This is a genomic window from Pedobacter ginsengisoli (genome assembly GCF_030244015.1).
GTDB lineage: Bacteria > Bacteroidota > Bacteroidia > Sphingobacteriales > Sphingobacteriaceae > Pedobacter > Pedobacter ginsengisoli.
The window spans coordinates 946,712-960,474 of record NZ_JASSYX010000003.1 but is presented as its reverse complement, the minus strand read 5'-3'; the positions used below and the strand labels follow the sequence as shown (position 1 = coordinate 960,474).

Here is a 13,763-nt window from a genome sequence, read left to right as displayed (position 1 = left end):
CTTTTACTTTTTAATGCTGTGCAGCCTGACCGCATGCACGAGGCTGCCGGATATACAGGGTAAAGGCGCAGAATTTTTACAGGGTGTGTGGAATCAGGACAGCATTGCAAATTCAGACAGGTTATTGAATTATACACAGCATAAATTCAAATTTACCTGTGATTCATTCTATGTCGATCTTACTACTTATTCCAGGGTTAATTATTATGAAGATTCCTGTTACAATAAGGGTGTTTGGAGAGAATACGCAAAAGGAACTTATGTAGTCAGGGCAGATACTCTTTTTTTATCGGGAACTTATACCAAAGCTAACTATAAACAAAAGATTTCCGGCTGTTATCAAATTGGACAGTACATCAAAAGCTTTAAGATAGACCACAGTGAGCAAACGAAACTGATGCTGGAGAGTACCGGGAACCAAAGAGAGGTCAGCCTGAAGCTGAAACAAAAGATAACGTGTATTCCACAGCCATTATAGGTCAAATTAAATGATATGAAGAAAATCAACAGCATATTTAGAATTGTAATCGTTGCCATTGTGTTCACTTACATTCCGGTGACTGCTGGTGCCTGGGGGATGCTCGGCCACCGGATAGTTGGACAAATAGCAGAGAATCATTTAAGTGCTAAGGCCAGGAAGGCGCTCAGGGCAATTTTGGGTGATGAAAGTATAGCTATGGCGAGTAACTGGGGAGATTTTATAAAGTCAGATCCCACTTACAATTATCTCTATAACTGGCATTTTGTAAACCTGCCTGAAGGATTGGACAGACAGGGAGTTAATGCTTTTCTGGATGGAGAAAAGACACCTAATGTTTATAACAAGATACCGGAGATGGTAACCATACTAAAAGACGCTAAAAGTACTGCTGATCAAAAAAAGCTGGCCCTGCGCTTATTAATCCATTTGGCAGGTGACCTGAACCAGCCAATGCATACGGCCCGAAAAGACGATCTTGGAGGAAATAAAATATACGTAACCTGGTTTGGAGAGAAGTCGAATTTACACAGGGTCTGGGATGAATCGCTGATCCTGTACCAGGAACTTAGTTATACAGAGTACGCTGCTGCAATCGACCATCCGACAAAGGACCAGCTGAACGCCTGGAAGAATACGTCACTTAAGGATTTTGTCTATGGGTCATATGTGGCCTGCAACAAAATCTACGCAAATACGAAGGCTGAGGATAAATTAAGTTACAAATACAACTTTGATTTTGTCGGACTTTTAAATGAGCAGTTGTTAAAAGGGGGGATTTGTCTGGCTAATATTTTAAACGACACTTATAGGTAATAAGGGTCTTAATTGTTTGCCCTGGTATTAACGGGGCCAACGTTCATCTTTTCCGGCATTGACCAGGTAAATGAAGTTGAACATACAAAACGAGGCCACGGCGCCAAAGGTATGCCACAAGAAATGTGTTCCGACATCAAACAGGTGCCATTTGTCTGCAATTCTGAAAGTCAGCGCAATTATAAAGGTAATGAGACCCAGTCCAACCCACTTTCCATGTAGCCAGCCGGTACGATTTAAATAGCCCACAACCGGGAGTAGTACCACGAGTGCCATAACTGCATAATTTATATTGATAAAAAGGTGCGGATTGACTTTCATCGTATTCCTGAAAAGGAATTGTATGATCAAATAGAACAGCGCCAGCAATAGTGCATATTGCCACTTTATCAATTTGGATAAGAAATACACGCCTGTGGATATGCATAATAACAGAATAGGTAACCAGTCCATCAGGATAAAGAAACTCCATTGGCGCAGGCCGTGATACAGCGTGCCACCTATTCCACCGATGTACAAAAGCCCAAGCGCCACGCTTAAAAATAGATGTGATCTGTACTTTCCCTTTAATTTTAATGTCCAGAATACAGCCATTCCAAGAAAGAGAAAGGAGGTGATCGCGTTCAGCGGTTCAGGGAAAAGCCGGCTGAGATTTGTTTCTGCATATAGCGAGCCGCCGTCGGGAGGAATCTGTATTAATGACATAATGCAATTTATTTTGATATTAACAAATCAGTTTTTTTAAATGTTTTGCTCTATTTTTACAAAACGCTAAATATAAAATAGTGATATGACAACATCTCCTAAATTATTTATGATCATGTTAGGCTGTACACCCAAGGGCAGACACACCGAGCAGCATGATATATTCTTTAGCATAAGTACTTCAATCAATGATTTGAAACAGGAGATTATTGATTTTTGGCCGGAGGCAAACGGGAAGATTCATTTGGATGCATGGCGTTGTGTAACAGCAGTTGACGGCTATCAGATACAAGTTACTGAGGCAAATGAGCAAACAGAAGCACAACCATTTAAGCTTTTCTTTTTCAATCTGGGCGGCTATAAAGAGAATGAGTTTGATGAGTTTCATTATAAAATGCTGGTAATTGCCCAAAGTAAGGCCATGGCCATTCAGCAGGCAAAAGAATCCGCTTTTTACAAGCATACAGGATTCACCGGGGCCTATTCTCATATTGACGACAAATTTGGTGTTGACATTGATGATTTCTTCGAGATACCGGACATGCTGCCGGCTGATTTGAAAAATAAATATAAACTGCAGATTAGTCCCGCGACCGGTTTAATTGAAGATCAGATACACCTCGGTTATATGAAACTGGATCAGCCTTTTGTGTAACAGATAAGTTAGTTTTGAATAGATTGATGGTAATAGCCTTATCTTAACTCATAAATTAAACACCAAATATCATTGTATGGAAAAGCGCCGGGACTTTATTAAAAAAGTGGGCATTACAACTGCTGCTTTGACAGTAGGACAAAAGCTTTTTGGCAGCAGTACAACAGGTTTTACTGCGAAAAGTTATAAACGGATTATCGGGGCAAACGACCGGATCCACGTCGCTGTTATCGGTCTGAACGGACGTGGGAATGGAATGGCTGGAGTTTTTGCAGGTCAGAAGAACACAGAAGTCTCCTGCGTTTGTGACGTCGATTCCAGAACAATACCAAAAGCTGTTAAAACTGTAATGGACGCCAAACAGGAAAGTACTCCGCGGTCAGAAAAAGACTGCAGAAAAGTTTTGGCAGATAAATCTATCGATGCAATCTATATTGCTACACCCGATCACTGGCACGCACCGCTTACGATCATGGGTTGTCAGGCAGGGAAACATGTTTATGTAGAAAAACCTTTAAGTCATAATCCGCATGAAGGTGAAATAGCGGTTGCTGCTGCCCGTAAATACAACAGGGTGGTACAAATGGGTGCACAAAGACGTTCAGCTCCTGTACTTACCCAGGGTATACAGCAATTGCATAAAGGAATAATAGGCAGGGTGTATATGGCCAAGACCTGGTATACGAATGCAAGAAAACCAACTTTTTTGAAGGCGGCCGAAGTTCCTGATTGGCTCGATTATGATCTTTGGCAGGGCCCTGCACCACGCATGCCTTATAAAGACGGACTGATCCATTACAACTGGCATTGGTTTTGGCATTGGGGAACAGGCGAAGCCTTAAATAACGGGACACATGAGGTGGATGTGGCCAGGTGGGGATTGGGAGCAGATTTTCCCGTGCGTGTTTCTTCAATGGGCGGCAGATACAACTATAAGGATGATTGGGAGACTCCGGATACACAGATAACCAATATAGAATATCCCGGTGGCGTTACATTGATATGGGAAGGACGCAGTGCAAATGGAAGAAAAGTTGAAGAACAGGACCGCGGAATTATTTTTTATGGTGAGAAAGGCAGTCTGGATACCGGTGGAGACAGCTATAAAATCTATGATCTTAATGGCAAGCTCATCAATGAGGTAAAATCCTTAATGAAGGAAGACGCAATTGACGGGCGTAATACCGCCAGCCCAAGTGTTGGGCTGGACAATTACCACGTCATGGATTTTCTGGATGCCATAAGAAATAACCGCAAACCAAACTGCGATGTGGAAATCGGTCATAAAAGTGTGGTTGCTATGCAATTGGGAAATATATCTATGCGTATTGGACGGGATCTAAAAATAGATCCGAAAAACGGACACATTATAGGTGATGCCGGTGCTCAAAAGCTTTGGTCCCGCAATTATGAAAAAGGCTGGGAGCCTAAAATATAATTTTTGATAAATTGCTTGTTTGCAATAGAATAGTGTTTGTTTAACAGTTTTGTTATATCTTTACACTATGAATAAGAGTTTGTTAGCTATTATTTTTGTTATCATAGCGAGTACTGCAGCAGGGCAAACCAGTCATAGCCTTTCAGACGCGGATGGTTCGGGTGCTGTAAATATTGTTGTGTCCAGTTTAGATGAAAATGCCGGCAATACTTATTTTTCAGAGGCTGAAAAAAATGAGCGCAGCGGTGATTATAACGAAGCTTTAAATTTATTTGGAAAGGCTGCTTTTGAATACAATAGCGCGAGGCAATTTTCAAGATACGGATCTGCTTTAATGCGCCTAAGCAATGTCCATTATTTGCTTACACATTATACAGAGGCAGAACAGGTGGTTTTGAACGTAGCATTGAAAAATTATTCTAAAATAGGGAGCAGGGCAGGGCAAATGGATTCTTATGGCCAGCTCGGCAGAATATACCTTGCTTCAAATAAACTTACGCAGTCACTTTGGTTTTATACCCAGCAGGGAATTCTGGCCAGACAAATAGGCAGCAGTACTGCCAATATTGAATCTGTATTGGGCATCGCCAATGTAAAGATTAGAAAAAAAGAATATGTAATGGCTTCAAAGGATATTAATAAAGCAGAGATTTTAGCCAAATCTGCTAATACCAATCAGTTTAAAAGCCAGATCAGGGAAGCCAGAGCCTTAATTCCTGTAAAAAAGAGTAAATCCTGATACAGCAGCTAACCGTTGTAAATAGGGTTTTTTTGACAGATGTATTTTTATAGGAATTTAATTATCTTTGGTAAGATTACAGAAAAGAGACAGTATTATTACTGTCTCTTTTCTGTTTATTTGTGAAATTGGTATCATATTAGTATGGATTATAAAAAATGGATTTTAAAATAGTAAAAGAGATGTTGAAGAAAATATTATTGGTAACCTTTACCGCTGCCGTACTTGCCTGTCAAGCTTCTCCTAAGGTTCAGCCGCTGGTTAAAGGCGTAAGCAATATTGTGCCGGATGAAAAGCAAGCTCTTGTCTGCAAAGAGATAGTGACATTAATCGAGAACTATAATTATAAAAAATCAAAGATCAATGATTCTATATCATCATTGGTTCTGGACAAATATATCAAGGATCTTGACCCCTATAAGTATTATTTTCTGGCTTCTGACATCAAGGAGTTTGAGAAATTCCGGTTTGAGCTGGACGATGATTTCAGAAATGGGGACCTGAGTGCGCCTTTCTATATATTTAATGTGTATCTGAAACGCTATAATGAGTTTATAAACTTTGCATTGGTGCAGGCAAAATCTAAATTTAATTTTAATCAGGAAGACTCCTATACCTTTGACCGTGAAAAAATGCCATGGGCAAGTTCTACTGCATCCCTTAACAACATATGGAAAAAAAGGGTAAAATATGAGCTGGTAAATTTGAAGATCGCCGGTACTTCAGAAGAAAAGAATGCGGAAACACTGACCAAAAGATACACCAATTTGAAATCTCAATCGGCAAAGGTCAATAACCAGGATGTATTTCAGACTGTAATGGACGCGTTTACTGAAACTATTGATCCCCATACGAATTATTTTAATCCGGTGAATGCACAAGCGTTTAATGAAGATATGGCGCGTTCTTTTGAGGGAATTGGTGCCAGGCTTCAACTGGAAAACGAAGTGTTAAAAATTGCTGAGATCATACCGGGAGGACCTGCCTTCAAAAGTAAGTTGCTCAGCGCAGGCGACAGGATAATCGGTGTAGCTCAGGGAAGCGGAGAGTTCGAAGATATCATTGGCTGGAGGATAGAGAGTTCCGTTGCTAAAATAAAGGGCCCTAAGGGCACAAAAGTGAGATTGAAAATCATTCCCGCAGGTCAGGAAATGTCAGCCAAGCCAGTCATTATAGAACTGGTAAGAGAACGTATAGTGATGGAAGACCAGTCTGCCAAGAAAAAAGTTAAAACCATACAGTCTAATGGCAAAGCCTATAAAATAGGTGTAATCACTGTCCCTGGCTTTTATGCCGACTTTAAAGCTGCAAGGGCGGGAGATCCTAATTATAAAAGTACCACAAGGGATGTACGATTATTAATTGATACTTTAAAGAACACGGACAAAGTTGATGCGATTGTCATGGACCTTAGGGCAAACGGTGGGGGCTCTCTGGTAGAAGCTATAGATCTTACGGGCTTATTCATTGATAAAGGCCCCGTAGTACAGGTAAAGGACCTCAAAAGCAGTATAGATGTACAGGAAGATAAAAATGCAGGAGTCGCATGGAGTGGTCCTTTTGGTGTGATGGTCGATAGATTGAGTGCCTCTGCATCTGAGATTTTTGCCGGGGCTATACAGGACTATGGCCGCGGGATCATTATGGGAACTCAGACTTATGGTAAAGGAACGGTGCAGTCTTCTATAGATATGACCCAGCTGGTAAGCCCAAATATTATACAGCGACTGGCTGCGCTGGTGAATAAGAATGGTTCTGTTGCCCCTGGTAAAGATGCGGTGCCTCAATTAGGCCAGATCAATTTAACAATGGCTAAGTTTTACCGTGTTACAGGAAGTAGTACCCAGCATAAAGGGGTGATGCCGGATATCCAGTTCCCTTCACTTTACCCTTTAGATAAAATAGGTGAAGATACCGAGAAATCGGCCCTTCCATGGGATGAAGTTAAAAAATCCAACTTTACACCAGTCGCGAATCTTGTGAATGCGAGGAACGAATTACTGAAACTTCACGAACAAAGAATGGCCAAGTCATTGGATTATAAAATGCTGCAACAGGATATTGCGGAGCTTAAAAAACGTGAGGTAGAAACTGCCGTAACGCTGAACGAGGTTAAACTGAAAGCAGAGCGTGATAGCCTCGAGGCAAAGAATCTGGAAAGAACCAATCTGCTTAGGGCGTCAAGAGGACTACCGGCTGTTAAAAAGGGCGATAAAATCACCAAAGAAGAAAGCGTTGATTTTGTAGAAAACGAAAGCTTACAGGTCATGGTGGACTTTATAAATCTGGCAAATCCTAATAGTAAGGGTTTGGTAAAGGCGAGTCCGCGTTTTAACTAATCAACCAGCTTAAATATAAAAGGGGGGGGTGTTCATACTTTTTGGACACCCCCTTTTATATAGAGAATTTTATCACTATTTAATGGATTCAATCCACATCTAAGCACGATAATTCATCTGTTTTGAATTTAATGGCGCTCTAATTTGCAAGCAATTGGAATTCCTCTGCAAACTAAATATACGATGTGATAAGATAAGGCACAGATATTGTATTGGTTAGAAGATCTACTTAAAAATCTAAATTATGAATGTAAAACGAACCTTTGGAACTATTCTTACAGTTTTAGGAATAATCGGACTTATTTATGCCGGCTATAATTTTGTGAACCAATCCACAGGAACCCGGGGGCTTATTGTTACAGCAGTGATCGGGGTTATATTCTTTTTCGCCGGTATAGGATTAGTGAGAAACACTAAAGATGAGGCTTAATTAGTTTTTCAGTTCAATATGGCCTTTCCCGGAGAATAGAAGCTCATTCCTCCATAAGGTCGTTTTTAACGCCTTCCAGGATTCTCCCGCCTTTATAAAAATAGCGCGAGTAGTAAGGTTCATTTAAATTGCTGATCACCACGCCCCGGGTTGAAGATGCATGGGCAAAGCGGTTGTCACCCAGATAGATTCCGATATGCGTGATGCTTCTGCTTTTAATCTTAAAAAAAACAAGGTCGCCTTCTTTAAGTTCATCCTTTGGCAAAGGATTGACCATGCTAAAAATATCACGTGAATTGCGGAGTATGGTAGTGTTGAAAACTTTGTCGTAAATAGCCTTTGTAAAGGCTGAACAATCAATTCCTTTTTCGGTGTTACCTCCAAACCTGTACGGAGTGCCTATCCATTCGTAGATGAATTTATATAGTTTGATATTGGATGTCGCATCGACCGCAACCCCCATCACCTGGGAAAAATATTGTGAGGCTAAGTTATCAGGATCTTCCAGTTTACTCGTTTCTTTAGTTTTAGTTTGCGCGTTTAATGCCAAAACGGCGCACAATACAATTGCAGAAGACAACAAAAACTTTTTTATCATGTGATACTGTTAAGTTTGGGTAAAATAGCACTTACACTTAAACGTACGCCACTAAGGCTTATTGTTTGGGTAGCAAACTTATGCATTTTACAAATGTTATCCAAATGTCATGGAGTTATTGCTGAAAGTTATCCACATTTTTCTGACCTTAGTGTTGTTTTTACAATCAATTGCTTCGATATGTTGCAATAAAAAAGTAGATTTGCTCTCGTAAAAAAAATCAACACCCCAAAATGAGTGCAGTAGAAATAAATAAAGATACCTATCTGAAGTGGTTTGAGTCGATGTTGCTGATGCGCAAGTTCGAAGAAAAAACCGGTCAACTTTACGGACAACAAAAAATCCGTGGTTTTTGCCATTTATATATTGGTCAGGAAGCTGTGGTAGCAGGCGCTATATCTGCGATGCAGCAGGGAGATTCTATGATCACTACCTACCGTGACCATGCGCATGCACTGGCCCTGGGTGTAAGTGCCGATAGCATTATGGCAGAAATGTACGGTAAAGCGACCGGTGTCTCTAAAGGAAAAGGTGGTTCTATGCACATGTTCAGTAAGGAGCATAATTTCTACGGCGGACATGCAATTGTTGGTGGACAGATTCCATTGGGTGCAGGTATTGCATTTGCGGAAAAATATAAAGGGACCAGCAATGTTAACATTTGCTACATGGGCGATGGTGCAGTTCGTCAGGGTGCACTAAATGAGACTTTCAATATGGCTATGCTTTGGAAGCTTCCTGTGGTATTTGTTTGTGAAAACAACTTCTATGCGATGGGAACTTCTGTGGAGCGTACCACAAACATGACTGATATTTATAAAATAGGTTTAGGATTTGATATGCCATGTGCCCCGGTTGATGGTATGGATCCAGTTGCAGTTCACAATGCAATGGATGAAGCCATTCAGCGTGCAAGAGCAGGTGAGGGCCCAACCTTCCTGGAAATGAGAACCTACAGATACCGTGGTCACTCTATGTCTGATCCTGCTAAATACCGTACAAAAGACGAACTGGAAGAGTATAAAGCCAAAGATCCTATTGAGCAGGTGAGAGAGGTTATCCTGGAAGAGAAATATGCGGATGAAGCATGGATAGAAGAAGTTGAAAATAAAGTAAAGCAGATCGTTGATGAATCTGTAAAATTTGCTGAAGAGTCTCCGTGGCCTGAAGCCTCAGAACTGTATACTGATGTTTATGTTCAGCAAGATTACCCATACGTAACAGATTAATTTAGAACGCATTTTCAATAGAAATATAATGGCTGAAATAGTTAGAATGCCCAAAATGAGCGATACTATGACCGAGGGGGTCATGGCTAAGTGGCATAAAAAAGTTGGAGATAAGGTAAAAAGCGGCGATGTTATGGCCGAGGTGGAAACTGATAAGGCGACCATGGATCTGGAATCCTATTGGGATGGCACCGTATTGTACATTGGAGTAGAAGAAGGGAAAGCTGTTCCTGTTGATGCTGTTATTGCAGTAGTTGGCAAGGAAGGTGAAGATTACAAAGCTGCACTTGATGCAGAAGGAGGTGCAGCTGCACCTGCGGCTGAAAAACCTGCCGGAGAAAATAAGCCTGAAACTAAAAAGGATGCTCCTGCTGAATCAGCGGGAGGTCTTTCGGAGGCTGAACTGGAGAAAAAAGGTGTTACAGTTATCCGTATGCCTTTGCTCAGTGATACCATGACTGAAGGTGTGATCGCTGAATGGCATAAAAAAGTTGGAGATAAAGTTAAAGATGATGATATCCTTGCTGATGTAGAAACCGATAAGGCAACTATGGAGGTGATGGGCTATGCGACGGGAACGCTATTACATATAGGCGTTGAAAAAGGTCAGGCAGCCAAAGTAAATGGTATCATTGCCATTGTCGGCCCGGAAGGGACTGATGTAAGCGGCATCCTAAGCCAGGGTGATGCTCCTGCTAAACCAGCAGCGGATAAAAAATCTGATGCTCCTGTCGCTGAAAAAGCTTCACCCGAAATAAAGGAAGAAGCTCCGGCTTCGTCTGGGAACGGTGAGCGCGTAAAAGCATCCCCATTGGCGAAACGAATTGCAAAGGATAAGGGAATTGACCTTACGCAGGTTTCCGGCAGTGCTGATGGCGGCCGCATCATTAAAAAAGATATAGAAAACTTCAAGCCTGCTGCAGCACCGGTAACGAAAGCTGCGGAAGCAGGTGCCCCTGCAGAAAAAGCTGCTCCGGTTATTCCCCAGTATATTGGAGAAGAGAAATATACGGAGAAGCCAGTTTCGCAAATGCGTAAGGTGATTGCCAAGCGTTTAGCTGAAAGTTTGTTTACTGCTCCGCATTTCTACTTAAACATAAGTATAGATATGGACAATGCAATATCAGCACGTACCGCACTTAATGCAGTTGCTCCGGTTAAGATTTCTTTCAATGATATCGTAATTAAAGCGGTTGCTGTTGCATTAAAACAGCATCCTGCTGTCAATTCTTCATGGGGTGGAGATAAGATCCGCTTCAATGAACATACCAACATTGGGGTAGCGATGGCTGTTGAAGACGGCTTGCTGGTTCCTGTGGTCCGTTTTGCTGACGGTAAATCATTGTCCCACATTTCCGCTGAGGTTAAGGCTTATGGACAGAAAGCAAAAGCCAAGAAATTACAGCCATCAGATTGGGAAGGCTCCACCTTTACGGTTTCTAACCTTGGGATGTTTGGTATTGATGAATTCACATCAATCATTAACTCTCCTGATGGCGCGATCCTGTCAGTTGGTGCGATTCAACAGGTTCCTGTGGTTAAAAACGGAGCGGTTGTGCCAGGTAACATCATGAAGCTAAGCTTAGGCTGCGACCACCGCGTAGTGGATGGTGCTACTGGTGCTGCTTTCCTGCAAACATTAAAAGGATTATTGGAAGAACCGATAAGATTATTGGTTTAACCCAGAAATGGAATAATAAAAAAAGGTTGTCTGCCCATAATGCAGACAACCTTTTTTTTATGCCTTTTAGTTTTTGTACTTTTGCGCACATGTCAAACATCAAGCCTTCTTTAGCCAAAGGAACCAGGGATTTTTCTCCACTGGAAATGGTAAAACGTAATTATATCTTTGACACCATTAAAACGGTGTTTAAGAAGTATGGTTATGCCGAAATACAAACACCTTCTATGGAAAATCTGGCAACGCTTACCGGCAAATACGGAGATGAAGGAGATAAACTGATATTTAAGATATTAAACAGCGGAGATTTTTTATCAAAGGTAAATCCAGAGTTATTAGTCAGTGCCAATTCAAATTTGCTGACTTCGTCAATTAGTGAAAAGGCACTGCGGTACGATCTTACCGTCCCATTTGCAAGATATGTGGTCATGCACCAGAATGAAATTTCACTGCCCTTCAAACGGTTCCAGGTACAGCCGGTCTGGCGTGCGGACAGGCCACAAAAGGGGCGTTACAGAGAGTTTTACCAGTGCGATGCCGATGTGGTAGGCTCTGACAGCTTGTTGAATGAAGCAGAGTTTGTTTTGATCTATCAGGAGGCCCTGAGTAACCTCGGGCTAAAAGATTTTACAATCAAGCTCAATAACCGTAAGATACTGTCGGGTATCGCGGAAATTGTAGGCAAGCCGGAGCTGATCGTTGATATGACAGTTGCTATTGATAAACTGGATAAGATAGGCTTGGAAGGCGTTATCAAAGAGCTGATCGACAGAGGATTTACTTCTGCTGATATTGATAAATTAAAACCAGTTATTCTGTTAGAAGGATCAAACAAGACAAAGCTCGGGAATTTAAAGGAGGTGCTTGCTGGTTCATCAATCGGGCTAAGGGGAATTGAAGAGATAGAACAGACTTTTGATTACCTGAGGCTGCTGCTTGGGGACGAATCCTTAGCTGTTAATGTTGAGCTCGACATCACATTGGCACGGGGATTAAATTACTACACAGGATGTATCTTCGAAGTGAAAACGAATGAGGTTGCAATGGGAAGTATAGGCGGTGGCGGAAGATATGATGACCTGACAGGAATGTTCGGACTGAAGGGCTTAACAGGTGTTGGTATATCCTTCGGAGCGGACAGGATTTATGATGTGCTTGAGGAACTGGATCTTTTTCCTGAATCGGCTGCTGCCGGCACTAAAGTTCTCATCAGTAATTTTGATAAAGCGGCAGAAAAATATGCCCTGCCTCTTTTGCAGGAATTCCGTAAAGCAAATATCGCCGCTGAACTGTATCCTTCACCGGCAAAGCTAAAAAAACAAATGAGCTATGCGGATGATAAACGTATTCCATATGTGATACTTATTGGCAGTGAAGAAATGGAAAGCAGTATCCTGACGCTAAAAGATATGCATAACGGCCAGCAGCAAAAACTATCTGCACCGGCTATAATTGAATTCCTGAAAGGTTAATTATCTTTAGCAGCCATATACTTCTCCAGGTTCTTTCTTGCTTTTGTCCTGATTTTGTTTTTGAGAAAACCTGTCCAGCCTAATAAAATGCCGGTAAGGCCAAGCGCCTGCCTGGCCCAGGTGTAAAAATTGAACTGATCTTTGTGACTGGTGATCTTATTGTTTTCAATAATAAATGAAGCCTTAATTCGGTTAATGACTTTATTACCGGTGCCTGAAAAAGTATAGTATGCATCCCATTCCGCCGTGCCGCCGGTTTCAGTTCCGCAGATATTTTTAAATTCAATACGCAAGTCTTTCCCGCTCTTCAGCAGCATCGCCCACATGGCCCGCACTTGTTCCGTATTCAAATCAACAAAGACGGGGTCATTAAAACTGGTATGCTCCGCATAGCAATCTTGCATGGCTCTGATATCCTTATTTTGAAAACTACTGTAGAAATGACGGATGAGCTGCTCGTTGGAATTCATAACGTTTAATATTGTTTTCCGGATAAAATGCCTTCGATTTTATCCAATAATTCATCAATATCAAAAGGCTTCGCGAGGAACCCGTTAGGAACATATTCTCCATGCTCAATATTTTCAGAAGTATAACGTGCCGATATCATCAGAACTGCGATATGCTGTATTTTAGAATCTGATCTGATTTGCTTTAGTAACTCGCGGCCATCACCGTCCGGCAGCATGATGTCCAGAATAATCAGGTCAGGCTTAAACTGTTCAATACTGCTCATCATGTCAGTACTATTGTTGATGCCGTAGACTTTATAGGCTTCACTTTGCAAAATCAGTGTAATGACATCCAATATTGCATGATTGTCCTCGATAACAAGTATGTTTTTGTAAACTGCGGAGCTTTTTGCCAAGGTAGATACAATTATTTGTCTGCAAATATATTTAAGAAATCTCTTTGTTTATGCTTTTTTTTAAAAAAATAAACAAATGAAGCCTTGTATTTAAACCACAACTTTACAAGGATAAATATTTGCAAAGCTGATGAAACCTTTTCGGTCAAATGACGTCTTATTAGTAAGTTTTTAGTTTTAGGTTAGGAGAGGGTGCGGTTGTGGCGACTGCACCCTTGCTATTTGGGTCATATAAAGGCAATGTTACTCAACAATTCCAGGAATAAGCACGATTTGATTACTTTTGTGAAGTATTGAAAAATAGAAGCCTACATA

The 13,763-nt window shown here is 41.3% G+C and carries 14 protein-coding genes; 10 read left to right on the top strand and 4 right to left on the bottom strand.

What is annotated here, in order from left to right:
• The first annotated feature begins 13 nt into the window (after window positions 1–13).
• Complete coding sequence (locus tag QEP08_RS16390) at window positions 14–478, top strand: fumarate hydratase (RefSeq protein ID WP_285059660.1); 465 nt, start codon at window positions 14–16, stop codon at window positions 476–478.
• A 15-nt stretch (window positions 479–493) separates the two neighbouring features.
• The gene (locus QEP08_RS16385) at window positions 494–1,294 is read left to right on the top strand and encodes a S1/P1 nuclease (RefSeq protein WP_285059659.1); all 801 of its coding nucleotides are present in this window, start codon (window positions 494–496) and stop codon (window positions 1,292–1,294) included.
• Between the two features lie 27 nt (window positions 1,295–1,321).
• Here QEP08_RS16385 and QEP08_RS16380 read toward each other — a convergent pair whose 3' ends face one another.
• A complete protein-coding gene (locus tag QEP08_RS16380) occupies window positions 1,322–1,999 on the bottom strand; it encodes a hypothetical protein (RefSeq protein ID WP_285059658.1) in 678 nt (225 codons plus the stop codon).
• An 85-nt stretch (window positions 2,000–2,084) separates the two neighbouring features.
• Here QEP08_RS16380 and QEP08_RS16375 point away from each other — a divergent pair, with 85 nt between their 5' ends.
• From QEP08_RS16375 to QEP08_RS16355, 5 genes are all read left to right on the top strand, one after another.
• A complete protein-coding gene (locus QEP08_RS16375; RefSeq protein ID WP_285059657.1) occupies window positions 2,085–2,654 on the top strand; it encodes a DUF1543 domain-containing protein in 570 nt (189 codons plus the stop codon).
• 76 nt (window positions 2,655–2,730) lie between these two features.
• The gene (locus QEP08_RS16370; RefSeq protein ID WP_285059656.1) at window positions 2,731–4,092 is read left to right on the top strand and encodes a Gfo/Idh/MocA family protein; all 1,362 of its coding nucleotides are present in this window, start codon (window positions 2,731–2,733) and stop codon (window positions 4,090–4,092) included.
• A gap of 67 nt (window positions 4,093–4,159) precedes the next feature.
• Window positions 4,160–4,831 carry a hypothetical protein gene (locus QEP08_RS16365; protein ID WP_285059655.1) on the top strand — a complete coding sequence of 224 codons (672 nt, stop codon included), beginning with the start codon at window positions 4,160–4,162 and terminating at the stop codon, window positions 4,829–4,831.
• A gap of 158 nt (window positions 4,832–4,989) precedes the next feature.
• Window positions 4,990–7,170 (top strand): carboxy terminal-processing peptidase, encoded by a 2,181-nt coding sequence (locus QEP08_RS16360; protein WP_285059653.1) that lies wholly within the window; start codon window positions 4,990–4,992, stop codon window positions 7,168–7,170.
• A 244-nt stretch (window positions 7,171–7,414) separates the two neighbouring features.
• Window positions 7,415–7,600 (top strand): hypothetical protein, encoded by a 186-nt coding sequence (locus QEP08_RS16355; RefSeq protein WP_285059652.1) that lies wholly within the window; start codon window positions 7,415–7,417, stop codon window positions 7,598–7,600.
• 43 nt (window positions 7,601–7,643) lie between these two features.
• On the opposite strand, the gene QEP08_RS16350 is transcribed toward QEP08_RS16355, so the two are convergent.
• Window positions 7,644–8,198 (bottom strand): C40 family peptidase, encoded by a 555-nt coding sequence (locus QEP08_RS16350; protein ID WP_285059651.1) that lies wholly within the window; start codon window positions 8,196–8,198, stop codon window positions 7,644–7,646.
• A 233-nt stretch (window positions 8,199–8,431) separates the two neighbouring features.
• On the opposite strand from QEP08_RS16350, the gene pdhA reads away from it, so the two are divergent.
• The 3 genes from pdhA to hisS all read left to right on the top strand — a co-directional run bounded on the left by pdhA (window position 8,432) and on the right by hisS (window position 12,580).
• Complete coding sequence (gene pdhA, locus QEP08_RS16345; protein WP_285059650.1) at window positions 8,432–9,427, top strand: pyruvate dehydrogenase (acetyl-transferring) E1 component subunit alpha; 996 nt, start codon at window positions 8,432–8,434, stop codon at window positions 9,425–9,427.
• A gap of 28 nt (window positions 9,428–9,455) precedes the next feature.
• A complete protein-coding gene (locus tag QEP08_RS16340) occupies window positions 9,456–11,108 on the top strand; it encodes a dihydrolipoyl dehydrogenase family protein (protein ID WP_285059649.1) in 1,653 nt (550 codons plus the stop codon).
• Window positions 11,109–11,197: 89 nt separating this feature from the next.
• Window positions 11,198–12,580, top strand: coding sequence for a histidine--tRNA ligase (gene hisS, locus QEP08_RS16335; protein ID WP_285059648.1), 1,383 nt, complete (start codon window positions 11,198–11,200; stop codon window positions 12,578–12,580).
• On the opposite strand, the gene QEP08_RS16330 is transcribed toward hisS, so the two are convergent.
• Entirely contained in the window at window positions 12,577–13,050 is a 474-nt protein-coding gene (locus QEP08_RS16330; RefSeq protein WP_285059647.1) for a nuclear transport factor 2 family protein, read from the bottom strand. The two genes, hisS and QEP08_RS16330, sit on opposite strands and share 4 nt — an antisense overlap.
• Before the next feature lie 5 nt (window positions 13,051–13,055).
• Window positions 13,056–13,448: a response regulator transcription factor gene (locus tag QEP08_RS16325; protein ID WP_285059646.1), complete on the bottom strand. Its 393-nt coding sequence runs from the start codon at window positions 13,446–13,448 to the stop codon at window positions 13,056–13,058.
• Between the last annotated feature and the right edge of the window lie 315 nt (window positions 13,449–13,763).

Excerpts from the sequence above, each read along its gene's own strand:
- QEP08_RS16390 (WP_285059660.1), top strand. The coding sequence starts at position 14 with ATGCTGTGCAGCCTGACCGCATGCACGAGGCTGCCGGATATACAGGGT.
- QEP08_RS16385 (WP_285059659.1), top strand. The coding sequence starts at position 494 with ATGAAGAAAATCAACAGCATATTTAGAATTGTAATCGTTGCCATTGTG.
- QEP08_RS16380 (WP_285059658.1), bottom strand. The coding sequence starts at position 1,999 with ATGTCATTAATACAGATTCCTCCCGACGGCGGCTCGCTATATGCAGAA.
- QEP08_RS16375 (WP_285059657.1), top strand. The coding sequence starts at position 2,085 with ATGACAACATCTCCTAAATTATTTATGATCATGTTAGGCTGTACACCC.
- QEP08_RS16370 (WP_285059656.1), top strand. The coding sequence starts at position 2,731 with ATGGAAAAGCGCCGGGACTTTATTAAAAAAGTGGGCATTACAACTGCT.
- QEP08_RS16365 (WP_285059655.1), top strand. The coding sequence starts at position 4,160 with ATGAATAAGAGTTTGTTAGCTATTATTTTTGTTATCATAGCGAGTACT.
- QEP08_RS16360 (WP_285059653.1), top strand. The coding sequence starts at position 4,990 with ATGGATTTTAAAATAGTAAAAGAGATGTTGAAGAAAATATTATTGGTA.
- QEP08_RS16355 (WP_285059652.1), top strand. The coding sequence starts at position 7,415 with ATGAATGTAAAACGAACCTTTGGAACTATTCTTACAGTTTTAGGAATA.
- QEP08_RS16350 (WP_285059651.1), bottom strand. The coding sequence starts at position 8,198 with ATGATAAAAAAGTTTTTGTTGTCTTCTGCAATTGTATTGTGCGCCGTT.
- pdhA (WP_285059650.1), top strand. The coding sequence starts at position 8,432 with ATGAGTGCAGTAGAAATAAATAAAGATACCTATCTGAAGTGGTTTGAG.
- QEP08_RS16340 (WP_285059649.1), top strand. The coding sequence starts at position 9,456 with ATGGCTGAAATAGTTAGAATGCCCAAAATGAGCGATACTATGACCGAG.
- hisS (WP_285059648.1), top strand. The coding sequence starts at position 11,198 with ATGTCAAACATCAAGCCTTCTTTAGCCAAAGGAACCAGGGATTTTTCT.
- QEP08_RS16330 (WP_285059647.1), bottom strand. The coding sequence starts at position 13,050 with ATGAATTCCAACGAGCAGCTCATCCGTCATTTCTACAGTAGTTTTCAA.